The organism is Ammonicoccus luteus (assembly GCF_050880385.1).
Lineage (GTDB): Bacteria > Actinomycetota > Actinomycetes > Propionibacteriales > Propionibacteriaceae > Enemella.
Genome location: NZ_JBNZCI010000002.1, coordinates 147,511 through 170,795, shown reverse-complemented (window position 1 = coordinate 170,795; position 23,285 = coordinate 147,511). Strand labels below are relative to the sequence as shown.

Sequence of the window (23,285 nt, the reverse complement as noted above, 5' to 3'; positions counted from 1 at the left end):
CCGCCATGTTCTCCAAAGTGCTGGTCGCCAACCGCGGCGAGATCGCAGTCCGTGCCTTCCGCGCCGCCACCGAGCTGGGGGCTCGGACCGTCGCCGTCTTCCCCCACGAGGACCGCAACGCCGAGCACCGGATCAAAGCCGACGAGGCCTATCTGATCGGCGAGGAGGGGCATCCGGTCCGCGCCTATCTCGACATCGACGAGATCATCCGCGTGGCCAAGGAGTCCGGTGCCGACGCCGTCTATCCCGGCTATGGCTTCCTGTCGGAGAATCCTGACCTCGCCGAGGCCTGCGCGGCCAACGGGCTGACGTTCATCGGGCCGCCGGCCAATGTGCTCGAGATGGCGGGCAACAAGGTCGCGGCACTCAACTCGGCACGAGCCGCCGGTGTGCCCACCCTCAAGTCCACCCCGCCCTCCACCGACGTCGACGCGCTGATCGCCGGTGCGGAGGAGATCGGGTTCCCGGTGTTCGTCAAGGCGGTGGCCGGCGGCGGTGGCCGCGGCATGCGCCGGGTCGACGCCGCTGCTCAGCTCCCGGAGGCGCTGGGTGCCGCGATGCGCGAGGCCGAGGGGGCGTTCGGTGACGCGACCGTGTTCATCGAGCAGGCCGTCCAGCGTCCCCGGCACATCGAGGTGCAGATCCTCGCCGACACCCAGGGCGACGTGATGCACCTGTTCGAGCGGGACTGCTCGATCCAGCGCCGGCACCAGAAGGTCGTCGAGATCGCGCCCGCACCGAACATCTCCGACGAGCTGCGCGAGCGCCTGTGCGCGGACGCCGTGAAGTTCGCTCGGTCGATCAACTATTCGTGCGCCGGCACGGTCGAGTTCCTGCTCGAGACCGAGGGTGAGCGCGCGGGCGAGCACGTGTTCATCGAGATGAACCCACGCATCCAGGTCGAGCACACGGTCACCGAGGAGATCACCGACGTCGACCTCGTCCAGTCCCAGCTGCGCATCGCCGCGGGCGAGTCCCTCGACGACCTCGGTCTGCACCAGGAGCAGCTGGAGATCCGCGGGGCCGCCCTGCAGTGCCGCATCACGACCGAGGATCCGGCCAACGGGTTCCGCCCCGACACCGGCATCATCACGGGCTATCGCTCGGCGGGCGGTGCCGGCGTACGCCTCGACGGCGGCACCGTCGCCACCGGCGTTGAGATCAACCCCCACTTCGACTCCCTGCTGGTCAAGCTGACCACCCGCGCCCGCTCGTTCGAGCTGGCGGTCGCCCGCGCCCGGCGCGCCCTGTCCGAGTTCCGCGTCCGCGGCGTGGCGACCAACGTGCCGTTCCTCCAGGCCGTCCTCGCGGATCCCGCGTTCCTCGCCGGTGACGTCGCGACGTCGTTCATCGAGGAGCGGCCGGAGCTGCTGACGATGCGGACGCCGCGGGACCGCGGCACCCGCGTCCTCAACTGGCTTGCGGACGTGACCGTCAACAAGCCCCATGGCCCCCGCCCGATCCACACCGACCCGGTCGAGAAGCTCCCGACCGTGGACCTCTCCGTCCCGGTCCTCGACGGTTCCCGCCAGCGCCTCGAACAGCTCGGCCCGGAGGGCTTCGCCCGTGCCCTGCGCGAGGCCCGGCACGTCGAGGTCACCGACACGACGTTCCGCGACGCCCATCAGTCGCTGCTCGCCACCCGGGTCCGGACCAAGGACCTGCTCGAGGCCGGCCCGGTCATCGCGCGCATGCTGCCGGGGCTGTTCTCGATGGAATGCTGGGGCGGCGCGACCTATGACGTGGCGCTGCGGTTCCTGGCCGAGGACCCGTGGGAGCGCCTCGGTGCGCTCCGCGAGGCCATGCCGGGGCACGCGCTGCAGATGCTGCTCCGCGGCCGGAACACGGTGGGCTATACCCCCTATCCGACCCAGGTCACGCAGGCGTTCGTCGCCGAGGCCGACCGCGTCGGCATCGACATCTTCCGCATCTTCGACGCGCTCAATGACGTCGAGCAGATGCGCCCGGCGATCGAGGCCGTCCGTGAGACCAACCGGTCCGTCGCCGAGGTGGCGCTTGTCTATACCTCGGACCTGAACGATCCGGGGGAGAAGATCTACACGCTGGACTACTACCTGCGGCTGGCGGAAAAGATCGTCGACGCCGGCGCCCACGTGCTCGCGGTGAAGGACATGGCGGGCCTGCTGCGGCCCTATGCCGCCAAGCGCCTCATCACCGCGCTCCGTGAGCGTTTCGACCTGCCGGTCCATCTCCACACCCACGACACCGCCGGCGGCCAGCTCGCCACCCTCGTCGCGGCCATCGAAGCCGGTGTGGACGCGGTCGACACTGCCTCCGCGTCCATGGGCGGCAACACGAGCCAGGTCCCGGCCTCGGCGCTCGTGGCAGCGCTCGAGCACCAGGAGCGGAGCACGCGGCTCACCGATCCGGCCAATCAGGCCTATGCCGGCAACGACCTCCGCGCGGTCATGGATCTGGAGCCCTACTGGGAGACGGTCCGGCGAGCGTACAAGCCGTTCGAAGCCGGCCTCACCTCCCCGACCGGACGCGTCTATGACCACGAGATCCCGGGCGGCCAGCTGTCCAACCTGCGCGTCCAAGCCATCGCGCTGGGGCTGGGGGAGCGGTTCGAGGAGATCGAGCGGATGTACGCCGCAGCGGACAAGATCCTCGGCCGCCCCACGAAGGTGACCCCGAGCTCCAAGGTCGTGGGCGACCTCGCACTGCACCTCGTGGCCGTGAACGCCGACCCCGCCGACTTCGAGGAGAACCCCGGCAACTACGACATCCCCGACTCTGTGATCGGCTTCCTCGGTGGTGAGCTCGGCGACCCGGCCGGCGGCTGGCCCGAGCCGTTCCGGACCAAGGCACTCGGCGGTCGCAAGTCCCCGGCGCGGGAGGTCGAGGTGCCGGCCGAGGACCTGCCGAAGCTCGCCGAAGCGGGCCGCGAGCGGCAGGAGACCCTCAACCGGCTGCTGTTCCCCGGGCCGACGAAGGAATTCGAGGCCAACCGGGGCAGCTATGGCGACCTCTCGACGGTGCCGACGCTGGAATACCTCTACGGACTCGAGCCCGACACCGAACACGCCGTGCGTCTCGACCGCGGTGTGACGCTGCTCGTGGGGCTCCAGTCGACGGGTGAAGCCGACGACAAGGGCATGCGGACCGTCATGACGACCCTCAACGGGCAGCTGCGTCCGGTGCGGGTGCGGGACCGGTCGATCAAGGTCGAGTCCGTCGCGGCCGAACGGGCCGACAGCTCGAACCCGGGCCATGTCGCTGCCCCGTTCGCGGGTGCGGTGACCGTCAGCGTCGAGCCGGGCACCGAGGTCAAGGCCGGCGACACGGTGGCGACCATCGAGGCGATGAAGATGGAGGCGTCGATCACCACATCCGTCGGTGGCGTGGTCGAGAGGGTCGCGTTGCGGGGGACGCAGACCGTCGAGGGCGGCGACTTGGTCCTGGTGATCAAGCCGGCGTGAGCGGCCTCAGTTGCCGGCAAGCGCCTCGTTCAGTTCGCGCACGGTCTCGTGGGACGTTCCCACGGGAACGTGTGCGGCGCCGTCGATGCGCACCGAGCGCAACTCGCGGTGTCGGGTGAAGAACGTCCCCGGGTCGCGGGGCGTGAGCACGAGCAGCGCCTGCGGACGCCCCCGGCCCCCCGGCGTCTCCTCGGCCACAGCCCCGGCCAGTTCCGACCGCTCGATCACGGTCCCGATGCGATGGAATCGCGTGATCCGGATCTCGCGCGCCGAGACCGTCACCGTCCTGGCGCGTCGCTCCGGTCCGCCGAAGAACGTGAGTGCGGCCGCGGCGACGGCGAGCACACTCAAGGCATAGACCCCGTGCCCGATGTTCAGCGACCACAGCACGAACAACGCGAGCGCCGCCGCGACCAGACCGAGGGTCAGCGCATAGCGCCCCCGGCTGAAACCGCGGGTAACGATCGTCCGTTCGGCACTGGTGATCGGGGATTTCACGTTGACGAGGGTAGCGTGGAGGGGTGAATCCTCGAGTCCGTCGCCTCATTGTGTCCGGGGTGCTGGTGGCACTCGTGGTGATCGTCGTGATCGCCGCACTGGCCCAGGGTGTGGTCAATTCGTGAAGTCGGCTCTAGTCTGGCCGCAATCTCGGGGAAGTTGAGCATGGCACCTGTCAACAAGCGCGCCGCGCGGCGCGGGTTCGGGTTGCTGCTCGTGCTGATCGGTTGGTGTGTGGGGCTGGCGCTCCCGGCGTACGCGGAGACCCCGTCCCCGACGATCGCGACCGGGCTCGCGTTCACGATCAGCGACCCGCGCATCACCGAATCGTCGGGTCTCACCCGCGACACCGACAACAACGTGTTCTGGACCGTCAACGATTCGGGCGACCGCGGAGTGGTCTATGCGATCGGACCCGATGGGCGCACGCGTGGCACAGTCGAGTTCAACGCCGACCCGGTGGACGTCGAGGCCATCGCCTATGCGAACGGGCGGCTCTACATCGCCGACATCGGCGACAACGCCGGCCAGCGGGACTCGGTCCGCGTCTATGTCATCACCTCGCCAGTCCCCGGCCGGGACCGCGGCGACGACTTCACGACCTATGAGTTCGCCTATCCGGACGGGCCCAAGGACGCGGAGGCGATCCTCGTCGACGACACCGGCGAAATCCGGATCATCACCAAGGCAGCCGAGGGCGCGGTCTATCTCGCGCCCGAGCGCCCCCGCATCGGCGCTCCCAACGAACTCACGAGGATCGCGGATGCCCCCGCCTGGGCCACGGACGCCACGGTCCTCCGATCCGGCCGGCTCGCCGTGCGGACCTATCTGAGTGTGGAGATCGTGGACCCGGAGACGTACGCCTCCGTCGCCCGCGCTCGCCTGCCGTTCCAGCCCCAGGGCGAATCGCTCGCGGTCAGCATGGCCGACAACGCGCTGCTCATCGGTTCGGAAGGCACGCAATCCCGGGTGCTCCGGGTGCCCATTCCCGACAAGCTCGAGCCCGGACCGGTCGGTGCGGCGACTCCGCCGCCCAGCCCCACCCCGACCCCGGCACCGGAGGACGAGTCGGACGGTCTGGGGGGCGCACCGACGGCGCGCACCGGGACACTCGTGGCGCTGGCGCTCGCTGCGCTCGTCGCCGTCGCCTCCGGGGTGATCGTCTATCTGCGCGACAACAAGCCGGAGACCCCGGCCGCCATCGCAGCTCGTCGGCGTTGGGAGGCGGAAGAAGCGGCAGCGGAGGCCGAGGAACCCGGCGCGAAGGACGAGGACACGGCCGTGCTCCGCAGGCGCTTTCCCGACTCCGACGAGCAGCCCGGAGCCCCGGAGGACGACGACCCGACCGAGAGCCGCCCGATCAATCGGTGATGCGTGGCACGAGCCATTCCAGGCAGTGCGTCAGCGCTGCGACATCATCGGGATCGACTGCGGGAAACAGCCCGACCCGCATCTGGTTGCGGCCGAGCTTGCGATAGGGCTCGACGTCCACGATTCCATTGGCCCGCAGGACATCGGTCAACAGCTTGGCATCGACGGATTCCTCGAAGTCGATGGTCGCGACGACCGGTGAGCGGTGGTCCGGGTCCGCGACGAACGGCTTGGCCACTTCGCTCTCCAGCGCCCAGCGATAGATCCGCACCGACGACGCCCGGCTCCGGCGGGCAGCGAACTCCATGCCGCCGTTGTCGAGCAGCCAGTGCAGCTGCTCGTCCATCAGGAACAGCGTCGCGACCGCCGGGGTGTTGAGGGTCTGGTCCTTCAGCGAGTTGTCGTAGGCGACTTTCAGGCTCAGGATCTCGGGGATCCAGCGGCCACTGGCGGCGATGCGCTCCATCCGCTCGATCGCGCGGGGAGACAGGAACGCGAGCCACAGTCCACCGTCGGAGGCGAACCCTTTTTGCGGCGCGAAATAGTAGACATCCACCTGGCTCATGTCGACCGGCACCCCGCCGGCGGCGGACGTGCCGTCGATCACCACAAGAGCGTCGTCCCCGCCGACCCGTCGGACCGGGGCCAGCGCGCCCGTGGAGGTCTCGTTGTGGGCCCACGCATAGACGTCGACCCCGTCGGTCTCCTCCGGAAGTCGGATCGAACCGGGTTCGGTCTCGAACAGCACGGGATCCGCAAGATGCGGGGTCCGGGCGACCGCCTTCGCGAACTTCCCGGAGAACTCGCCGAAGACCCCGTGGGCGGACCGCTCCTCGATCAGGGAGAACGTCGCGAGGTCCCAGAACAGGGTGGAGCCGCCGTTGCCGAGGACGACCTCATAGCCGTCGGGCAGCGCATACAACTCCGCGAGGCCCGAACGCACCCGCTGCACGAGGTCCCGGACCGGCTTCTGGCGGTGCGAGGTCCCCAGCAGCAGCGGAGCAGAGGCGACGAGGGCGTCGAGGGCCGCGGGGCGTACTTTAGCCGGACCACAACCGAATCGACCGTCCCGAGGCAGCAGAAATGGCGGAATCTCAAGCGGCATGGCGCCATCCTTTCACGGGCGACAGGGTGGTGTTCATGAACCGTAACCAGTCGGGAGGTTCCGGCGAGATCCCCGCGGCTCCCGGATCGCCGCCCTGACGGACGCGTTCGCGGGTTAGGTTGGGGTTATGGCCTTCCTCACCGATGACGAGATTCACTCGCAGCCGGACTGCTGGCAGCAGGCAGCGGATCTGCTGGACGATGTGCGCGGATTGTTGCCAGCCGACGGAGAGCGGGTCGCGTTCGTCGGGACGGGGACCGCGTGGTTCATGGCCCAGGCGATGGCCGCGCTGCGGGAGAAGGCCGGGATGGGGGAGTCGGATGCCTATGTGGCCTCGGAGTTCCCACGCACCCGGCGTTATGACCGGATTGTGGTCCTGACCCGGTCCGGCGCCACGACGGACGTCAACCGGCTGCTCGCCGACGTGCAGGGCCAGTTGCCCACTCTCGCACTGTTGGGCAACTTCGACGACTCCCCGAGCGCGGATCTGGCCGACGCCGTGATCGACCTCTCGTTCGCCGACGAGGCATCGGTTGTGCAGACGCGGTTCGCGACCACCGCCCTGGCGCTGACCCGGGCGTGGGTGGGCGACGATCTTGATCAGGTGGTGGCGGAGGCTCGGGAGGCGCTGCAGGTGCGGATCACCGACGAGGAGGTCGAGGTCGACCAGGTGACCTATCTCGGGCGGGGCTGGACGGTCGGTCTCGCGCACGAGGCGGCGCTGAAGTTCCGTCAGTGCAGCCAGTCGTGGTCCGAGTCCTATCCGGTCATGGAATATCGGCACGGACCGATCGCGGTGGCCGAGCCGGGCCGCGTGGTGTGGCTGCTGTGCCGGACGCCCCTCGGCCTGGTGCAGCGGATCCACGACACCGGCGCGACGCTGGTCGAATGCCAGCGGGATCCGATGGCCGAATTGATCCTGACTCAGCGTGTGGCCGTGGGACGCGCGATGAAGCTCGGCCTGTCACCGGACGTGCCGCGGAACCTGGCGCGTGCTGTCCAGCACGATGACGAGTGACAATAAGGATGGCCTAAGGTAGGCGCAGCACGTGGCCGCCTTGTGGCCGTGAACCCCGCAACCACAGGAGATCGGCGTGAGTGACCTCATCGACACGACTGAGATGTATCTGCGCACGATCTATGAACTCGAGGAAGAGGGGATCGTCCCGCTGCGGGCGCGCATCGCTGAACGGCTGCGCCAGAGCGGACCGACCGTGTCCCAGACCGTTGCCCGGATGGAACGCGACGGACTGTTGCGCGTGACCGGCGAGCGGCACATCGAGTTGAGCCCCAGCGGTCGCGATCGTGCGGTCCGCGTGATGCGCAAGCATCGCTTGGCCGAGCGGCTGCTCACCGACGTGATCGGTGTCGAGTGGGAGAACGTGCACGACGAGGCGTGTCGGTGGGAGCACGTGATCTCGGACGACGTGGAGGAGCGGCTGGTGGCGCTGCTCGGGGATCCGATCGAGTCGCCATATGGCAATCCGATCCCGGAGGCCGGCGACACCTCGACCCCGGCCGGTCCGGGACCGAGCGAACCCCTGCCCAGGCTGGTCGCCGCGGGCGCACGGCGGATCACGATCCGGCGGATCGGCGAGAACCTCCAGACAGGGCCCGAGATGCTGGCGGAGCTGCACCGCAACGGAATCGTGCCCGCGGCCAAGGTCGTGGTGATCGAGGTGCCGGACGGATTCCGGCTCACCACGGGTGCGGGCAGCATGACGATCGATGCGGAGTCCGCGGACCAGCTCTATGCCGAGGCCGCCGACAGTGATTGACTCGGCGGTCGGGGCCCTGCTGGAGGGTCATTGGTATGACGCGCTCGCCGCTCTCCTGCACGACAATCCGCCGAAGCGGAGAGACGAGAAGAAGGCGAGGCGGGCGTACGCGCTGGCCACCGCCGCGAAGCGCGTCCTCGACCTCGACGCCGAGGACTTCGGCACGATCGCCAAGGGTTTCAGTGCCCCGTGGGCGAACCGGTTGCGCCAGTCCTGTTTCCCCCTCGAGCCCCGGGACCAGGAGCGAGGGGCCTTGCGCTCCCTGGTGCCGCTCTATGAGCTGATGCTCGAGGTCACTCAACTCCGTGCGCTCAGGCACGAGCCGCTGCAGGTGGTGGTCACCGCACATCTCATCGGCGAATATCTGTGTCAGCTCGCCTGGGAACCGATTCTGGGCCACGGCGGTGACCCGCTGAAGATGGGTCGGTCAGTCGGGCAGCGCTGGGGGACCGACGACCCGCTGTGCCCCCACAACTCGGCGATGCGGGCGACGGCCAAGCGGTCGCTGAACGCGTGCAACGGTGATCTCGCGGGATACACGGCCTATCTCGACAAGTTCCACTCCCGACTCGGGGACACGCTCGCGGTGTGCGCGATGAACCACGAAACCGTGGGCGCGGGCGAGCGGCCCGACGTGGGGGAGACGTGCCCGAACCCCTGCAAGTGGGCCACCGCAGGATCGCTGGAGCTGCGGCGCGACCTCGACGCCCGCGTCCGGCTGGCGCTGCTCTATGTGGATTCGCCCATCGTCTCCCTGCGCCACCATGCGCCGGTCGGCCACTTCTTCGGGGTCCCCTCGGTGCAGGAGATTTCCGATGCGTGGTTGCGCACCTGGACCAGACTGACGCAGCCCTGGAACGACGGTGCGAACCCGCTGCTCGCCGGTGGGGTCCCCGGGGCGGCGCCGCCGGACGAGGCGCTGCCGGGGCTGTCGCAGCTCGTGTCGACAGTTGCCGGCCGCACCATCGGTCCGGGCCGGGTCATCCGGTCGATCGGGGACGAGATTGTGGCGACGCTCGAGGAGGACCTCTGAGCACAGGTCTCCGAGGTTCTGTCCCGAGATGGAATAGCCCCGCGAATGCGAGTGTTGGATTGGGGCGAGACAACAGAAAGGCTTTCCAAACATGGCAACCGTTGATGTGACCAGCGCAGACTTCGTCAACACCATCCAGGACAACGACCTCGTCCTGGTCGACTTCTGGGCCGACTGGTGCGGCCCCTGCAAGCGCTTCGCCCCGATCTTCAGCAAGGTGTCCGAGAAGCACGACGACGTCGTGTTCGCGAAGCTGGACACCGACGCCAACCAGGAAATCGCGGGCGCGCTCAACATCATGAGCATCCCGACGATCATGGCGTTCCACAAGGGCAACATGGTGTTCAATCAGGCCGGCGTCCTCAACGCCAGCCAGCTCGAGCAGCTGATCACCCAGCTCAAGGAGCTTCCGGAAGACGGTTCCGCCAGCTGAGGCAACGTGGCCTCGCAACTTCGGCAGCACGGCCACGATCGGCTCCGCCCACTCCCGGTGGTGCGGAGCCGATCGTGTTTCGCGTGTTGTTGACTCCGCGAACAGGAAGACCGCGGGCTGTTGGCCCGCGGTCACGAAAAGCTCTTGGGAGAACGCCGACGAACGGGCTCACGCACCTTGTCTACCCACCCCCAGGAGACATTCATCGGCGTTCTCCTGTGACACGACACTACTTCACGATCCGGAAGGTTCCAACCTATCGGTGGATGATTTGCACGGTTGAGACCGATTTGAGAGCGATTCCTGCACGCGAGGGGACTTAATGGGTCGCGAGAGGCGCCGCGGGCGAGGCGCGTCCTCTGCTCACAGTAGTATCTGCCGCCGTGTGCGACACGTCCCCGGCGCCGGTGAACCACAGCGTGGTGGACTATTCGGCGCTTCCCGGACCGGGTGGGCGCAAGTCTCTGATCCCCGCCGTCGATGCGCGCTGGTGGACGCTGAAGGTCGCTCTCTCGCAACGCCCGTGGAGCCTCGTCGCCTCGTTCGCCATGGCGGTGAGTTTCCTCTGCAATGGGCTGACTCCGGTCATCGTCGGCAGAGCGGTGGACGAGGCCATCGCCACCTCGTCCCTGGCCGGGCTGGGCGTGTGGATCCTCGTGCTGGCCTGTGTCTTCGTGGTCGCGATCTGTGCCAACTGGACTGCGCGGTTCATGTTGATCCGCAGCCAGCAACTGGTGAGCCACGACCTGCGCACGCTGGTCACCGACCGCATTCAGGACCCGCGTGGCTTTGCCGGGCGGGACAGGACCGCCGGAGGGCTGCTGTCCGTTGCGTCGTCGGACACCACCCGGGTCGGCGAGATCGTGATGATGACCGTGATGCCGGTGGCCGAGGCGACGGCCATCACCTACGGCGCGGTGATGATGTTCACCATCAATCCCTGGCTCAGTTTGGCCACCCTCGTCGGAGGCCCACTGCTCGTGATCATCGCCCTCGGCGTCGCCCGGCCGCTGCAACGCCGGTCGGTCGCCCGGCAGCAGGCTGTCGCGGACGCTGCCGCCACCGCGGCCGACGTGGTGCAGGGCCTGCGCATCCTGAAGGGGTTGGGCGCGATCGTCACCGTCCGGCGTCGCTATGACGCCGTTTCGGATCTCGCATACGCCCGGACCGTTGAGGCCAATGCCGCGCAAGCTCGTCTCAACGGCGCGACCGAAGCCGCCGGCGCGACCTTCGTCGCCGCACTCGGCCTAGCGGCAGGGGCTCTCGCGCTGGGCGGGCACATCACGATCGGAGAGCTCATCACCGCGGTCGGCCTGACCCAGTTCCTGGTGACCCCGATGACCATGTTCGGCAGGAACCTTGCGTCGCGCTGGGCATCGGCCGAGGCATCCGGACGTCGAATCCGAGAAGTCCTCGGCGCGGGGTTCGAGCGTACGACGGAGGCCGACTCCGCGCGAGCCCAACAGTTCATCGAGTCCCTCCATCCGGGACTCACCACGGTCAGCGGCAGCGATCACGAGTTGATCTCCACCCTGGAGTTGCTGCCGCGAACCAGAGTGATTGTCGCCCCTCATTCGGCGGACTTGTTCGACGGCACGGTCGCCGACAACGTCCATCCCGACCGTGCCCGCGCCGAGGAGGCGCTTGAGGCCGCCTGCTGCGAGGACATTCCGGAAGGGCCCGACAAGCGTGTCGGCGAGAACGGACGGATGCTGTCCGGTGGTCAGCGGCAACGGGTCGCCCTCGCCCGGGCTATAGCGGTAGATCCCGAGGTCCTCGTTCTGCAGGACCCGACCACGGCAGTCGACTCGGTGACCGAGCAGAACCTCGCCGCCAACATTGCCCGACTCCGCGGACAGGCGGCCACGCTGGTGTTCAGCGAGGCGCCCGCCTGGCGAGCCGTTGCGGCAGCCCAGCTGCGAACCGAGGATCTGGTCGAGACGGTCCAAGGTCTGGGACCGACTGCCGGATGAGGTCATCGCAAGCAAGCCCGCCCGCCAAGCCCGACACCGCACTCCGATTCCCCCTGGCGACCTTCGGGCAGGTGCGGCGCGAGGTGACGCGCCAGTTGGACCGCGCTCCACGCGCGAAACCCGCACTGCTGTTCGCAGTCGTGTTGCTGAGTCTCGGGGCGTACGCCGCGGTGCTGGTGCCGCAACTCATGGGCCACATCGTGGATTTGGTATCGGGCCGGGCCGGTCAACCGCTGTGGCTGATCGGCTCCGCCCTGTTGGGCGCGGCGCTGGTCGGTGCGATCCTCAGCGCTGCCGGCTTCTATCTGCTCTCGCGGGTCTTCGAGCGGGTGATCGCGAATCTGCGCCAGGACATGGTCGGGACGGCGCTCGGGCTTCCGACCCACCGGGTCGAGGACGCCGGCAGCGGCGATCTGGTCAGCCGGTCCACCGACGACGTCGCCGAACTGTCCGCGGCGGTCACCGAGACCGTGCCGACCCTGTCGACCTCGGTGTTCACGGTGGCAGCCACGGTGCTCGCACTGTTCACGGTCGACTGGCGATTCCTGGTGATCCCCATTGTGGTCGCGCCGCTGTATTACCTGGCGTCCCGGCACTACCTCTCCCGGGCCCCGGGGCGCTACGCCGCGGAGCGCGCGGCGATGGCTGAGCGGGCGCGCCGGGTCCTGGAAGCGATCCGAGGTCGGGCAACCGTGCGTGCGTTCTTGATGGAGGACCGCGTGCGCACGGGGATCGGGAATGCCTCGTGGGGTGTGGTGGTGAAGGCGATTCGGGCCCGCACCACCATGCTCGTGCTCAACGTGTGGATGCTGATCGCCGAGTTCGCGATGCTGGCCCTCACATTGCTCGTGGGATATCTTCTGGTCGCCTCCGACGCGATCACCGTCGGCGCGGTGACCGGGGCGGTCCTCATGATCATTCGGCTTCGGGGCCCGATGAACACGTTCATGCGGGTGCTGGACGTGGTCCAGTCCGGGTACGCCTCCTTGGCGCGGATCGTGGGCGTGGTCGTCGATCCGCCCGTGCCTGTGCCCGACAGCGGTGTTGCCGCTCCATCCGGTCGGGTCGAACTGCGGAACGTGAGCTTCAGTTATGGCGGAGCGTGGGCGATCCGCGACGTCGACCTCACCATCCGTCCGGGTGAGACGGTCGCGCTCGTGGGGGCATCCGGCGCCGGGAAGACGACGGTCGCGGCGTTGTTGGCGGGTTTGCTGATTCCTGACCGAGGCGAGGTTCTCGTCGACGGGCATCCAGTGTCGAAGCTGTCGGATCGTGAGCGGATTGCGCGACTGGCCACCGTCAGTCAGGAGGTCCACGTCTTCTCCGGGACCCTGCGTCAGGACCTGACCTTGGCCAAACCCGACGCGACCGATGCCGAACTGCTGGAGGCGCTCGAGCAGGTCCGCGCGGGGTCATGGTTCGGCCGGCTTCCACACGGACTGGACACGGTGGTTGGCGCCCGTGGCAGGCAACTCGACCCGGTGGCGGCGCAACAGCTCGCACTCGCCCGGGTGCTCCTGCTCGACCCCGCCATCGTCATCATGGACGAGGCCACCGCGGAAGCGGGCTCGGCCGGTGCAGGGGCGCTTGAAGAGGCGGCGGAGGTGGTGTCCCGCGGCCGGTCGGCGCTGGTGGTGGCGCATCGTCTCGACCAAGCCGCACGGGCGGACCGCGTGGTCGTCATGGACTCCGGTCGAGTGGTCGAACAGGGCACCCACGCCCAGCTTCTCGCCCACCGCGGGATCTATCACCGCATGTGGTCGGCGTGGAGCGCGGGCCGGTCGGCCGAGGAGGCCGGCCCATAGTCACGTCCAGCGAGGTTTCATGGCGGCCCCAGTTGGATTCGAACCAACGACACCCGCTTTAGGAGAGCGGTGCTCTATCCCCTGAGCTATGGGGCCTTTCCGCCAAGCGGACCGGACAAGCCTAGCGTGCAGCCTCGCGCCCACACGCGGGTAATGTCCATCGTGAAACGAAGAACCAGACGCCAACAACTTCCGGAGGGCTGAAAGCGTGAGCGGTGCAGGACTTCGTCAAGCGATCGAGAAGATGGAGGCGGCCGGCCAGGGAGGCGCGCCCGCCGAGGTGTTCAAGCATTACTACCAAGAGCTCGAGTCCGGGGCGACGGGTGTGGTCCCGGAGGCGGACATCGAGCCCGTCGGTGATCTGCCGCTGCTGGAGGATCAGCAGGTGGATCCCGAGCAGGCGCGCGAGGCGCTGGCCGCGACGGTGATGATCCGGCTCAACGGTGGTCTCGGCACGTCCATGGGCATGAGCAAGGCCAAGTCGCTGCTCCCCGTGACCGAGGACCGGACGTTCCTGGATCTCATCGTGGACCAGGTTCGTGCGACGCGCGAAGCGCACGGTGTCCGGCTGCCGCTGGTGCTGATGAACTCCTTCCGGACCCGGGAGGACACGCTTGAGGCGCTCGCGGCGCACGAGGACCTGCCGGTGGATGGGCTGCCACTGGATTTCATGCAGAGCTCCGAGCCGAAGCTGCGGTCCGATGACCTCACCCCGGTCGAGTGGCCGGACGACCCCGATCTCGAGTGGTGTCCGCCGGGGCACGGCGACATCTATCCCTCGCTCCTGGCTTCCGGGTTGTTGGACGAGCTGGTGGCGCGCGGTTTCCGTTATGCGTTGGTCGCCAACTCGGACAACCTCGGCGCCACGCCCGACCCGCGGCTCGCGGGTTGGTTCGCGGCCTCCGGCGCTCCGTTCGCCATCGAGGTCTGCGCCCGGACAAAGGCCGATCGCAAGGGCGGTCACCTCGCGGTTCGGCGCAGTGACGGTCGGCTCATTCTGCGGGAGGTCGCCCAGACCGCACCCGAGGATCTCGACGCCTTCACCGACGAGAACCGGCATCGCTGGTTCTCGACCAACACTCTGTGGTGGGACCTGCAGCAGCTCCGCGACGTGCTCACCGAGCGGCGCGGCGTCCTCGGCCTGCCGCTCATCCGCAACACCAAGACCGTCGATCCGGGCGACCCGGATTCGCCCGAGGTGTTCCAGATCGAAACGGCGATGGGTGCGGCGATCGAGGTGTTCGAGGGCGCCACGGCTATCGGGGTGCCGCGATCGCGGTTCCTCCCCGTCAAGACCACCAACGATCTGCTGCTGTTGCGGTCGGATACGTATGCGGTCGGCGCCGACGGGTCGATCACCCTCGACACCGAAAAGGTCTGCCACGTCGACCTGGATCCACGCTTCTTCAAGCGCATCGGTGATTTCGATCAGCGATTCCCGCAAGGCGTCCCGTCGCTGCGCGATGCCGAGAGCCTGACCGTGCGCGGCGACTGGACCTTCGGTCCCGATGTCCGCATCACCGGCCGGGTCGATCTCGAGGACGCCGGCGACCCGGCTGAGGTCGAGCCGGGAGCCACCATCGAGGGGTTGTGAAGGAGGCGGCGCCGGCGGAAGAGCCGGTGCCGTCGGTCGACTGGCACGCGGTCCTCGCCTTCGCCCTGACCGGTGAGTGGCTGCGACTCCCGAGCGATGACGGTGGTGGACCCGCGCCCGATCCGGACCGGCTCTTGGCCGATCTCGCTGCGGTCGGGTGGTCCGGGCCACGGTTGGCGGCTGCGGCCACCGCGCGGCGGACCGTTCCGGTCGAACAGGTCCGAGCGCTCGGCGCCGCCCGGTTCGCTGCCGTGGTCGCCGATCTGCGCGCGCGTGTCCTGGCCGGGTCCGCAGAGGTGCGGTCGGTCAGCGGGCGGAGCCTCAACATCGACGAACGGCGCCTCGTCGCCGAGAGGCCCCCGCACTGGGGGTGAGCACCAGCAAGAAGCCCCGCCACTTCAGGTGGCGGGGCTTAGCTGGTGGGTCGAACGCAAGATCAGCGCTGGGCCAAGAGGTCGCGGATCTCGGTCAGCAGCTCGGTGTCGGTGGCGCCGGACTCGGCGTCGATGCCACGCATCTTCTTGTACGCCTCATAGGGCTTCACGATGGCGAAATAGAGAACGAAGGCGATCAGCAGGAAGCTGACCAGCGCGGCGAGGAATGCGCCGATGTTGAGGCCCCAGATCGTGGTCTGGGTGAACGCCTGGCTCGGGTCGCCACCCAGGATGCGGCCGATGAAGTCCATCAGCAGAGCGGCGAACGACGACACGACCTCGGCGAAGGCGGTGCCCATGATGAACGCGGTGGCAAGCTCGATGAGATTGCCCTTCATGATGAAGTCTTTGAAACCCTTCACCGATAACTCCTTGCATAGTTTTTTCCCGTTCCCGGCTGAAGGGTCCGGGCGGCCACAGGCCGCAAGCACCCTAACAGCGAGGTCGCCGGATGGACGCATCGTGCCGTGCCATGAAATGTGGGGTCCTAGCGGAGAATCACGGCCAGGCGATCGCGGCTCTGGGCAGCGACGAGGTCGTTCGCATCACCCGGTGACACCTCCAGCAACACGAGCGTCCCCGACGGCCCGCCACCGCCGAACGGGCCCGCTGTCGACTCGCTCGCGGGAATGGCCAGAACCCGCGCCCCGGCAGCGATCGCGCGGGTCGGTGACTCGCCGTTGCCGGTCGCGAGCACGTCGATCAGATCGCCGACCTGCAACAGGCTCACGATGGCCGGATCCTCGAACCGCACCGGCACGAGGGAGCGACCGACGCCCGGATTCAGTGCGCGTGGTGCCACGACGCTGTTGCGGCCGATGGGTGTTCCGCTTCCGGCAGATCCGATCAGCACGCGACCCAGAAGTTCGCCCGGATCGGCCGACGCATCGGACGGTGCCAGCGGCACTGGATAGTGCGCGATCCGCAGATCCGCCTCCACGAGGGCGCGGCCGCCCGCGAGATCCCTGGTGGCGACCACCACCGGGACGGTCGGTGAGTCGCTGGGGGAGGCCGCGGCGATCGTGCAGAGCACCGCGGTGACCGCTGCGAGGACGGCGAGCTTGCGCCGATGCCAGGAGACCGCCCGGGCGAGTGGCGCCAACAGTCCTCTTCGTCGAGGACGGAACAGGGGCAGGGTGCGTTCAGGAGCGCGCGGAGGTCGGGGCGAACCAGTCATGTCCCCACAATGGAAGGTGTGGGCCGGGCCGGGTCAGGTTCTCCACAGCCCAAGCAGCGGTCCGTGGTTGTCCACAGACCGCGCGATCGGCGTACTCCTCAGTTGGCGGACCCGGCGGTCGCCGGTGCCGCGCTGCCCGACGACTTCGAATCCGCACCGCCCGACGCCTTCTCCGCGCTCGACGAGCCGGAACCGGCCGTCGACTTCGAGTCGGCCGAGCCGGCGCGCGAATCAGTGCGATAGAACCCCGAGCCCTTGAAGACCACACCGACGGCGTTGAAGATCTTGCGCAGTTCCCCGCCCTCGCAGGACGGGCAGTCGGTCAGCGCATCATCGGTGAACTTCTGGACGACCTCAAGATCGGCGCCACAGTCCTTGCAGCGATACTGGTAAGTGGGCATGCATACTCTCTCTGACCTGATCGACGCGCCCCTGCGCGTTGGCACTCAAGCATAGCGACTGCTAACGAGGCCAGGGAATTGCGTACCACTCGGCGAAAGGAGGAGCCCACGTGCGGGTGCTGTCGCGGGCTCTTCTCGTCGCCCTCGTGACGCTCGTCCTGGTGCTCGCCGGGCTTCTCAGCCTGGGGGTGGTCACGGTGCGCGCTTCGTTCCCGCAAACCGACGGCCTGATCCAAGCCCCGCCGCTGACCCGTGCGGTGGAGGTCCTCCGGGACGCGCAGGGGATTCCGCACATCTATGCCGACAATCCCGAGGACCTCTTCGCCGCCCAGGGGTTCGTGCATGCCCAGGACCGCTTCTGGGAGATGGACGTGCGCCGTCACATCACCTCAGGGAGGCTCTCCGAGTTGTTCGGGGAGTCGCAGGTGGAGACCGACGTCTTTCTGCGCACTCTCGGCATGCACCGGGTGGCCGAGCAGGAGTTGGCGCTCCTGAGCGTGCGTCATCGCCGTTATGTGGAGGCGTACGCCGACGGGGTCAACGCCTATCTGGCGGCGCGGTCGGCGAACGAGTTGTCGTTGGAGTACGCGATCCTCGGGCTGCAGGGGCTGTCCTATGTGCCGAAGCAATGGACCGCGGTCGACTCGATCGCCTGGCTGAAGGCAATGGCCTGGGACGTCAGTTCCAATCTGTCCGGCGAGATCGAGCTCGCGGCACTCACCGCCTCGGTCGGGGAACAGCGTGCCCTCTCGGTCCAGCCCTCCTTCGATGCCGAGGTGTTCCACCCGATCGTGCCCAACGGCGCGGTCGCCGACGGCGCCTTCGACCCCGCGCTCGTCGGCCAGAACAGGCCAGCGCCACTGTCGTCGGACCCGCAGGTGACGGAACCCGACGCGGTGGCGGCGTTGCAGTCGGTCGCGCGTGGGCAGGACGCCGTCACCGGATGGCTGGCCGTCGGGGGTGCCGACGCGATCGGGTCCAACTCCTGGGTGGTGTCGGGCGAGCGCACCGCGAGCGGCAAACCGATCCTCGCCAACGATCCCCACCTCGCGGTCAGCATCCCCGGCATCTTCACCCAGGTCGGTCTGCACTGCCGCACCGTCACCGCCGACTGCCCCTTCGACGTGAGCGGTTTCAGTTTCGCTGGGATGCCGGGCGTGATCGTAGGACACAACGCGCACATCGCGTGGGGCCTGACCACACCCTATGTGGACACGCAGGACCTCGTGATCGAGCAGATTCGCGGTCGTCAGGTTCGCCGCGGGCAGGACGAATGGGGCGAGATCACCGAGCGGGTGGAGCTGATCCGCGTCGCCGGTGGCGACGATCGATCCATCAATGTGCGGGAGACCTCGAACGGTCCGCTGCTCTCCGATGTGCATGCGGCAATGCGCCAGCACGTGACCGGTCCCGACGACTCCGTCGGTCTCGAGACGGCCGTCGCGCTCAGGTGGTCGGCACTGCTGCCGTCCCGCTCGATCGAGGCAATCTTCGAGTTCAACCGCGCGAGCAACTTCGACGAGTTCCGGGCTGCCGCGCGACTGCTGTCCGCGCCGTCGCAGAACCTGATCTTCGCCGATGTCAATGGCAACATCGGCTATCAACTGCCGGGCGCCATCCCCGTCCGCCGCCAAGGCGACGGAACGATGCCCGTGCCGGGCTGGGACCCTGCGTACGGCTGGGAGCGAATGATCCCCTTCGAAGAACTGCCCTTTGCGCACAACCCGCCCGAAGGATTCGTGGTGGCGGCCAATCAGCAGATCATCGAGGACTATCCGCTGCCTCTCGGCTCGCACTATTCGCGGGGCTGGCGCAGCCAGGAGATCGTCGACATCCTCAACGAGCAGACCGAGCCGCTCACCGTCGCTTCGAGCAGCGAGATCTTCAATGACACCACGGTGCGGTTCGCCGAACTGATCGTGCCGTATCTGTTGGCGGTCGAGCCCCGCGAGGACTGGGTCAGGGACGGCCAGGAGGTCCTGCGGGCCTGGGACCGGCAGTCCGGCACCGACTCGACGGGCGCGTTCTATTTTCACCTGGTGATGAAGCACATCGTTCAGCTCGCGTTCGACGACGAGGTCCCGCCAGAGGTGCGGACGGGGTCGACTGATCGGTGGTACGCGGTCGTGGCCGATCTCCTGCGCGAACCGAACAACGAATGGTGGGACGACAAGTCCACCACGATCGTGGAGGACCGGGACGCCATCCTCGACCGTGCGCTGTCCCATGCCCGGCGCGACGCGACTGTCCTGCGCAGTCTCGACCCGCAGGGCTGGAATTGGGGCCACACGCACCGGCTGCGGCTGCGCCACCAGACCCTCGGTCGCTCCGGCATCGGCGCGGTCGAGAGTCTGTTCAACCGGGGCGACGAACCCGTCGGTGGCGGCACCGCCGTGGTGCTGGCCTGGTCGTTCAACGATCGCGAATGGGGCTTCGAGGTCACGAACGGGCCGGCCATGAAGATGGTGGTGGACCTCGCCGACCTGGACAACTCCCGCTGGATCAATCTCTCCGGCCAGTCGGGGCATGCGTTCCATCCCAACTATGCCGATCAGTTGTCCCCGATGGCGCACAATCAACTGCGGCCCTGGCGGTTCAGTCGCTATCGGGTGGAGGAGGGCACCACCCAGCGACTCGAGTTGCTCCCCGGGCGCTGAGGCCGATCACCGAGCAGCTGCGACCAGCTGGGTAGGGGTCACGATCACGTCCATCGTCCGGTCCCAGGGTTCGGTCGGCAGGTCGGGCAGGATCTCGTCGTCGTTGAGCAAAGTCACGAGGACGGCCCCCGGATCCGCGTCCTCGAGCGCCCGGTCGAACCAGCCCCCGCCCATCCCGAGCCGCTTCCCGTCGAGCGAGCCGGCGAGGGCCGAGCAGACGATCACCTGGGCGGCAGCGATCCCGCGGCTGCCGAGAGCAGGAGTTGTCGGCTCCGGGATGCCCCACAGTCCGATGCGGAGCGATTCCGGTCCGGCGTACGCGGCCCAATCCGGGTCGCGGCGCGGCGTGCCGTCAGGCCGTTTGCCGAGCACCGGGAGCAGGACGGTCGTCCCGCGGGAATGCAGCCAGGCAATCAACTCGAGCGTGCTCGGCTCGGGGGGGATCGACATATAGGCGGCGAGGGTGAAGGACTCGGCCGGGTTGTCCAAGAACTCCCGCAACCTGCTGAACCGGGCGTGGTCATCGGCCGCCCTGTCCTCCGCAGAGCGAGCCGCCCGCCGGGTCCGCACCGCCGACCGCAGGGTGTGCTTGGCCTCGCGCAGCGCGGCGTGGTCGGCCGGGGTCAGGGGATCCATTCGCCTAGGGTAGACGGCATGCGATTGTTCGGTCGGAAGAAGTTGGTCGAGCCGGAGCCGGTCGAGGAAGTGCCGCCTCCGACGCTGCCCACCCCGCCCGAGCCGAACGCCAACGGTTATCGGGACTGGCAGGCACAGCGCGACTGGATCCTTGATCAGATTGAGCCGCTCCGGCCCTTCGGCATGCAACTGCTGGACGCGCTGGGGCTCAGCCTGTGTGAGGACATCGAGTCCGACGTGTCCCTCCCCGGGTTCGACAACTCCGCGATGGACGGTTATGCGATCCAGGCCGCGGACACGAAGAACGCGTCCGAGAAGCGGCCCGCCACGCTCGCGGTGGTCGGTGAGATCGCAGCCGGGGCGGTCGCCGATCGAGCGCTCGCGCCCGGCACTGCGATGAAGATCATGACCGGTGCCCCGGTGCCCGAGGGCGCGGACACGGTGGTGCAATACGAGCTCACGGACCGTGGCGCCGAGGACGTCAAGATCTTCACCCAGATGGACGTCGACAAGAACATCCGCCGCAAGGGTTCGGACATCACCGAGGGCGAGCGGCTGCTCAGCGATGGCGACATCATCGACGCCCGCACGATCGGCCTGCTCGCGGGCATCGGCATCGACAAGGTCATGGCTCGGCCCCGCCCACGCGTGGTCGTCCTCGCCACCGGGTCCGAGCTGGTGGAACCCGGTCTCCAGCTCACCGAGCTGGGCCAGCTCTTCGATTCGAACTCCTTCATGCTGGCCGCCCAGGCCCGCGCTGCCGGCGCCCAAGTGTTCCGCGTCGGCGTGGTCGGTGATGACCCGGAGATGCTGAAGCAGACGATCAGCGACCAGTTGGTCCGTGCCGACCTGATCGTGACCTCGGGCGGCATATCGGAGGGCGACTGGGACGTCGTCAAGGAGGTCGCTCCCGAGCTCGGGATGGTCGACTTCGCCCAGATCGGCATGCAACCGGGGAAGCCCCAGGGATTCGGCCTGATCGGCGACGACGAGACCCCGATGCTCATGCTCCCCGGCAACCCGGTCAGTTCGTTCGTGTCCTTCGAAGTCTTCGTCCGTCCGGTCATCCGCAAGCTGATGGGTGTCACCCCGCTGCTGCGCCCGACCGTGACGGCTGTGACCAACACGATCATCCGGTCGAAGCCCGGCCGTGCCCGGTTCGTGCGGGCCGGCATCCGCACCGACGCCGGCGGCCGCCGGGTGGTGGAACAAGTCGGCCAGCACTCGTCGCACCTCCTGGGTGGTCTGCAGCGGGCCAACGCATTGCTGTTGATCGACGACGAGACCGAGGTCATCAAGCCCGGCGAGATCGTTCGAGCCTGGATGCTGGATGAGTGAGCCGCGGCTGACGCACCTCGACGAGTCGGGACATGCGCACATGGTCGATGTCTCTGCCAAGCAGGTCACCGCCCGCACCGCGACGGCCGCTGGGACCGTGCGCCTCAGCGGAGAGTGCGTGGCATTGCTGCGTTCGGGTGGGGTGCCCAAGGGCGACGCGCTCGCGGTGGCGCGGATCGCGGGGATCCAGGGCGCGAAGCGTACGCCCGAGTTGATCCCCCTCTGCCATCCGCTGATGGTGTCCGGGGTTTCGGTGGAACTGGAAGTCACCGACCATGGCGTGGACATCACCGCCACGGTCCGGACCAACGAGCGCACCGGCGTCGAGATGGAGGCGCTGACCGCGGTGTCGGTCGCGGCCCTGACCGTGATCGACATGGTCAAGGCAGTCGACAAACTCGCTGTGATCAGCGACGTGCGGGTGCTGGCCAAGTCCGGTGGGCGCAGCGGAGACTGGAGCCGTGACTGAGTCCGCTGCCCACTCGATCCGGGCCTGTGTTATCACCGCGTCGACGCGTGCGGCGGCGGGGGAGTACGCAGACCGTTCCGGACCCTTGCTCGCCGACGGGCTGCAGGGACTGGGCATCGAGGTGGCGCCGGTCATCGTGGTGGCCGACGGTGATCCTGTGGGAGCGGCGCTTCGCGCGGCGGTGGGGGCGTACGACATCGTCCTCACCACCGGTGGGACGGGATTGTCGCCGACCGACTCGACCCCCGAACAGACCCGGCCGTTGCTCGACCGCGAGATTCCACAGCTGGCCGCGGAGATCGCGCGCGCCGGGGTGGCCAAGGGCGTGGCGACCGCCGTGCTGAGCCGCGGACTCGCCGGGGTTGCCAACCGCACCCTGGTGATCAACCTGCCGGGGTCGCGCGGGGGCGTGCGCGATGCCATGGAGGTGCTGGCGCCCGTCCTGGTGCACGCGGTCGAGCAGATCCGCGGCGGGGACCACTGAGGTCCACGTGACCGCGGGCTATTGGCCGGTGCGGCTCCAGCACCGGGAGGTAGTGCTCCGGCCGCTGCGCCGGCGGGACAGGACAGCGTGGGACGCGGTGCGCCAGCACAACCGAGAGTGGCTCGAGCCCTGGGAGGCCACCCAGCCGCCCGGTGCGGAGCCGGGGCCGCCCACCTTCACCGCCCTCGTCCGGGTGCTCGATCGCCAAGCCCGGCTCGGTCAACTGCTGCCCTGGGCACTGTGCTGGGACCCCACCGGCGGGCAGCAACCGGACGCCGCCCGGCTGGTCGGGCAGGTGACCGTGTCCGGGATCACCCGTGGATCTGCGATGTTCGCCCAGATCGGTTATTGGATCGATCGTCGAGCGGCCGGTCGTGGGATGGTGCCCGTCGGTGTGGCCCTGGCGACCGACTATTGCTTCCGGGACCTCGGGCTGCACCGCATGGAGGTGGCGATTCGTCCCGAGAACGGAAACAGCCTCCGCGTGGTGGAGAAGCTCGGCTTCCGGCACGAAGGCCTGCGTCCGCGCTATCTGCACATCAACGGTGATTGGCGGGATCACGAGATCTTCGCGCTGCATCGCGAGGAAGTTCCCGGCGGGCTCCTCGCCCGCTGGGAAATGGCCAGCCAGCGGCCGGAATGACCAGCCCGTAACG

The 23,285-nt window shown here is 68.3% G+C and carries 21 protein-coding genes and 1 tRNA gene; 15 read left to right on the top strand and 7 right to left on the bottom strand.

Annotated features, from left to right (window positions below; all coding sequences use genetic code 11):
* Positions 1 to 5: 5 nt before the first annotated feature.
* Positions 6 to 3,443 carry a pyruvate carboxylase gene (locus ACQ260_RS06125; RefSeq protein ID WP_432558531.1) on the top strand — a complete coding sequence of 1,146 codons (3,438 nt, stop codon included), beginning with the start codon at positions 6 to 8 and terminating at the stop codon, positions 3,441 to 3,443.
* A 6-nt stretch (positions 3,444 to 3,449) separates the two neighbouring features.
* On the opposite strand, the gene ACQ260_RS06120 is transcribed toward ACQ260_RS06125, so the two are convergent.
* Complete coding sequence (locus ACQ260_RS06120; RefSeq protein ID WP_432558530.1) at positions 3,450 to 3,941, bottom strand: hypothetical protein; 492 nt, start codon at positions 3,939 to 3,941, stop codon at positions 3,450 to 3,452.
* Between the two features lie 165 nt (positions 3,942 to 4,106).
* Here ACQ260_RS06120 and ACQ260_RS06115 point away from each other — a divergent pair, with 165 nt between their 5' ends.
* Entirely contained in the window at positions 4,107 to 5,312 is a 1,206-nt protein-coding gene (locus ACQ260_RS06115) for a hypothetical protein (RefSeq protein WP_432558529.1), read from the top strand.
* On the opposite strand, the gene serC is transcribed toward ACQ260_RS06115, so the two are convergent.
* A complete protein-coding gene (gene serC / locus ACQ260_RS06110; RefSeq protein WP_432558528.1) occupies positions 5,302 to 6,417 on the bottom strand; it encodes a phosphoserine transaminase in 1,116 nt (371 codons plus the stop codon). The genes ACQ260_RS06115 and serC overlap by 11 nt on opposite strands.
* A 127-nt stretch (positions 6,418 to 6,544) precedes the next feature.
* Between serC and ACQ260_RS06105 the strand changes: the two genes are divergently transcribed.
* The 6 genes from ACQ260_RS06105 (at position 6,545) to ACQ260_RS06080 (ending at position 13,439) form a co-directional block, all read left to right on the top strand.
* Positions 6,545 to 7,435, top strand: coding sequence for an SIS domain-containing protein (locus ACQ260_RS06105; RefSeq protein WP_432558527.1), 891 nt, complete (start codon positions 6,545 to 6,547; stop codon positions 7,433 to 7,435).
* A 76-nt stretch (positions 7,436 to 7,511) separates the two neighbouring features.
* Complete coding sequence (locus ACQ260_RS06100) at positions 7,512 to 8,195, top strand: iron-dependent transcriptional repressor DtxR (protein ID WP_432558526.1); 684 nt, start codon at positions 7,512 to 7,514, stop codon at positions 8,193 to 8,195.
* Entirely contained in the window at positions 8,188 to 9,228 is a 1,041-nt protein-coding gene (locus ACQ260_RS06095; RefSeq protein ID WP_432558525.1) for a hypothetical protein, read from the top strand. The genes ACQ260_RS06100 and ACQ260_RS06095 overlap by 8 nt, the downstream gene beginning before the upstream one ends.
* Before the next feature lie 91 nt (positions 9,229 to 9,319).
* Positions 9,320 to 9,661: a thioredoxin gene (trxA, locus tag ACQ260_RS06090; protein WP_432558524.1), complete on the top strand. Its 342-nt coding sequence runs from the start codon at positions 9,320 to 9,322 to the stop codon at positions 9,659 to 9,661.
* A gap of 383 nt (positions 9,662 to 10,044) precedes the next feature.
* Positions 10,045 to 11,634 (top strand): ABC transporter transmembrane domain-containing protein, encoded by a 1,590-nt coding sequence (locus ACQ260_RS06085; protein ID WP_432558523.1) that lies wholly within the window; start codon positions 10,045 to 10,047, stop codon positions 11,632 to 11,634.
* Positions 11,631 to 13,439: an ABC transporter ATP-binding protein gene (locus ACQ260_RS06080; protein ID WP_432558522.1), complete on the top strand. Its 1,809-nt coding sequence runs from the start codon at positions 11,631 to 11,633 to the stop codon at positions 13,437 to 13,439. Before ACQ260_RS06085 ends, ACQ260_RS06080 begins: the two co-directional genes overlap by 4 nt.
* Positions 13,440 to 13,459: 20 nt before the next feature.
* Here ACQ260_RS06080 and ACQ260_RS06075 read toward each other — a convergent pair.
* Positions 13,460 to 13,535: transfer RNA gene (locus tag ACQ260_RS06075), tRNA-Arg, on the bottom strand.
* A gap of 112 nt (positions 13,536 to 13,647) precedes the next feature.
* On the opposite strand from ACQ260_RS06075, the gene ACQ260_RS06070 reads away from it, so the two are divergent.
* Together ACQ260_RS06070 and ACQ260_RS06065 are read left to right on the top strand one after the other, a co-directional pair.
* Entirely contained in the window at positions 13,648 to 15,033 is a 1,386-nt protein-coding gene (locus tag ACQ260_RS06070) for a UTP--glucose-1-phosphate uridylyltransferase (RefSeq protein ID WP_432558521.1), read from the top strand.
* Positions 15,030 to 15,407, top strand: a complete 378-nt coding sequence (locus tag ACQ260_RS06065) for a hypothetical protein (RefSeq protein ID WP_432558520.1) — start codon at positions 15,030 to 15,032, stop codon at positions 15,405 to 15,407. The genes ACQ260_RS06070 and ACQ260_RS06065 overlap by 4 nt, the downstream gene beginning before the upstream one ends.
* 62 nt (positions 15,408 to 15,469) lie before the next feature.
* Here ACQ260_RS06065 and mscL read toward each other — a convergent pair whose 3' ends face one another.
* From mscL to ACQ260_RS06050, 3 genes are all read right to left on the bottom strand, one after another.
* Positions 15,470 to 15,829, bottom strand: a complete 360-nt coding sequence (mscL, locus tag ACQ260_RS06060) for a large conductance mechanosensitive channel protein MscL (protein ID WP_432558519.1) — start codon at positions 15,827 to 15,829, stop codon at positions 15,470 to 15,472.
* A gap of 125 nt (positions 15,830 to 15,954) precedes the next feature.
* On the bottom strand, positions 15,955 to 16,644 hold the full coding sequence (locus tag ACQ260_RS06055; RefSeq protein WP_432558518.1) for an RcpC/CpaB family pilus assembly protein: 690 nt from the start codon (positions 16,642 to 16,644) through the stop codon (positions 15,955 to 15,957).
* A gap of 98 nt (positions 16,645 to 16,742) precedes the next feature.
* Complete coding sequence (locus ACQ260_RS06050; RefSeq protein WP_432558517.1) at positions 16,743 to 17,045, bottom strand: FmdB family zinc ribbon protein; 303 nt, start codon at positions 17,043 to 17,045, stop codon at positions 16,743 to 16,745.
* 110 nt (positions 17,046 to 17,155) lie between these two features.
* Here ACQ260_RS06050 and ACQ260_RS06045 point away from each other — a divergent pair, with 110 nt between their 5' ends.
* The gene (locus ACQ260_RS06045; RefSeq protein ID WP_432558516.1) at positions 17,156 to 19,702 is read left to right on the top strand and encodes a penicillin acylase family protein; all 2,547 of its coding nucleotides are present in this window, start codon (positions 17,156 to 17,158) and stop codon (positions 19,700 to 19,702) included.
* A 6-nt stretch (positions 19,703 to 19,708) separates the two neighbouring features.
* Here ACQ260_RS06045 and ACQ260_RS06040 read toward each other — a convergent pair whose 3' ends face one another.
* Positions 19,709 to 20,338, bottom strand: a complete 630-nt coding sequence (locus ACQ260_RS06040) for a 5-formyltetrahydrofolate cyclo-ligase (RefSeq protein WP_432558515.1) — start codon at positions 20,336 to 20,338, stop codon at positions 19,709 to 19,711.
* An 18-nt stretch (positions 20,339 to 20,356) separates the two neighbouring features.
* On the opposite strand from ACQ260_RS06040, the gene glp reads away from it, so the two are divergent.
* The 4 genes from glp to ACQ260_RS06020 are packed head-to-tail and all read left to right on the top strand — an operon-like array spanning position 20,357 to position 23,272.
* Entirely contained in the window at positions 20,357 to 21,676 is a 1,320-nt protein-coding gene (gene glp, locus ACQ260_RS06035; RefSeq protein ID WP_432558514.1) for a molybdotransferase-like divisome protein Glp, read from the top strand.
* The gene (moaC, locus tag ACQ260_RS06030; protein WP_432558513.1) at positions 21,669 to 22,145 is read left to right on the top strand and encodes a cyclic pyranopterin monophosphate synthase MoaC; all 477 of its coding nucleotides are present in this window, start codon (positions 21,669 to 21,671) and stop codon (positions 22,143 to 22,145) included. The genes glp and moaC overlap by 8 nt, the downstream gene beginning before the upstream one ends.
* On the top strand, positions 22,138 to 22,629 hold the full coding sequence (locus ACQ260_RS06025; protein WP_432558512.1) for a MogA/MoaB family molybdenum cofactor biosynthesis protein: 492 nt from the start codon (positions 22,138 to 22,140) through the stop codon (positions 22,627 to 22,629). Before moaC ends, ACQ260_RS06025 begins: the two co-directional genes overlap by 8 nt.
* Positions 22,630 to 22,636: 7 nt before the next feature.
* Positions 22,637 to 23,272 (top strand): GNAT family N-acetyltransferase, encoded by a 636-nt coding sequence (locus ACQ260_RS06020; RefSeq protein ID WP_432558511.1) that lies wholly within the window; start codon positions 22,637 to 22,639, stop codon positions 23,270 to 23,272.
* Positions 23,273 to 23,285 lie beyond the last annotated feature (13 nt).

What these genes read in the sequence shown, in the direction of transcription:
- moaC (WP_432558513.1), top strand. Translation starts at nt 21,669, where the DNA reads ATGAGTGAGCCGCGGCTGACGCACCTCGACGAGTCGGGACATGCGCAC.
- ACQ260_RS06040 (WP_432558515.1), bottom strand. Translation starts at nt 20,338, where the DNA reads ATGGATCCCCTGACCCCGGCCGACCACGCCGCGCTGCGCGAGGCCAAG.
- ACQ260_RS06055 (WP_432558518.1), bottom strand. Translation starts at nt 16,644, where the DNA reads ATGACTGGTTCGCCCCGACCTCCGCGCGCTCCTGAACGCACCCTGCCC.
- glp (WP_432558514.1), top strand. Translation starts at nt 20,357, where the DNA reads ATGCGATTGTTCGGTCGGAAGAAGTTGGTCGAGCCGGAGCCGGTCGAG.
- ACQ260_RS06115 (WP_432558529.1), top strand. Translation starts at nt 4,107, where the DNA reads ATGGCACCTGTCAACAAGCGCGCCGCGCGGCGCGGGTTCGGGTTGCTG.
- trxA (WP_432558524.1), top strand. Translation starts at nt 9,320, where the DNA reads ATGGCAACCGTTGATGTGACCAGCGCAGACTTCGTCAACACCATCCAG.
- ACQ260_RS06125 (WP_432558531.1), top strand. Translation starts at nt 6, where the DNA reads ATGTTCTCCAAAGTGCTGGTCGCCAACCGCGGCGAGATCGCAGTCCGT.
- serC (WP_432558528.1), bottom strand. Translation starts at nt 6,417, where the DNA reads ATGCCGCTTGAGATTCCGCCATTTCTGCTGCCTCGGGACGGTCGATTC.
- ACQ260_RS06080 (WP_432558522.1), top strand. Translation starts at nt 11,631, where the DNA reads ATGAGGTCATCGCAAGCAAGCCCGCCCGCCAAGCCCGACACCGCACTC.
- ACQ260_RS06050 (WP_432558517.1), bottom strand. Translation starts at nt 17,045, where the DNA reads ATGCCCACTTACCAGTATCGCTGCAAGGACTGTGGCGCCGATCTTGAG.
- ACQ260_RS06105 (WP_432558527.1), top strand. Translation starts at nt 6,545, where the DNA reads ATGGCCTTCCTCACCGATGACGAGATTCACTCGCAGCCGGACTGCTGG.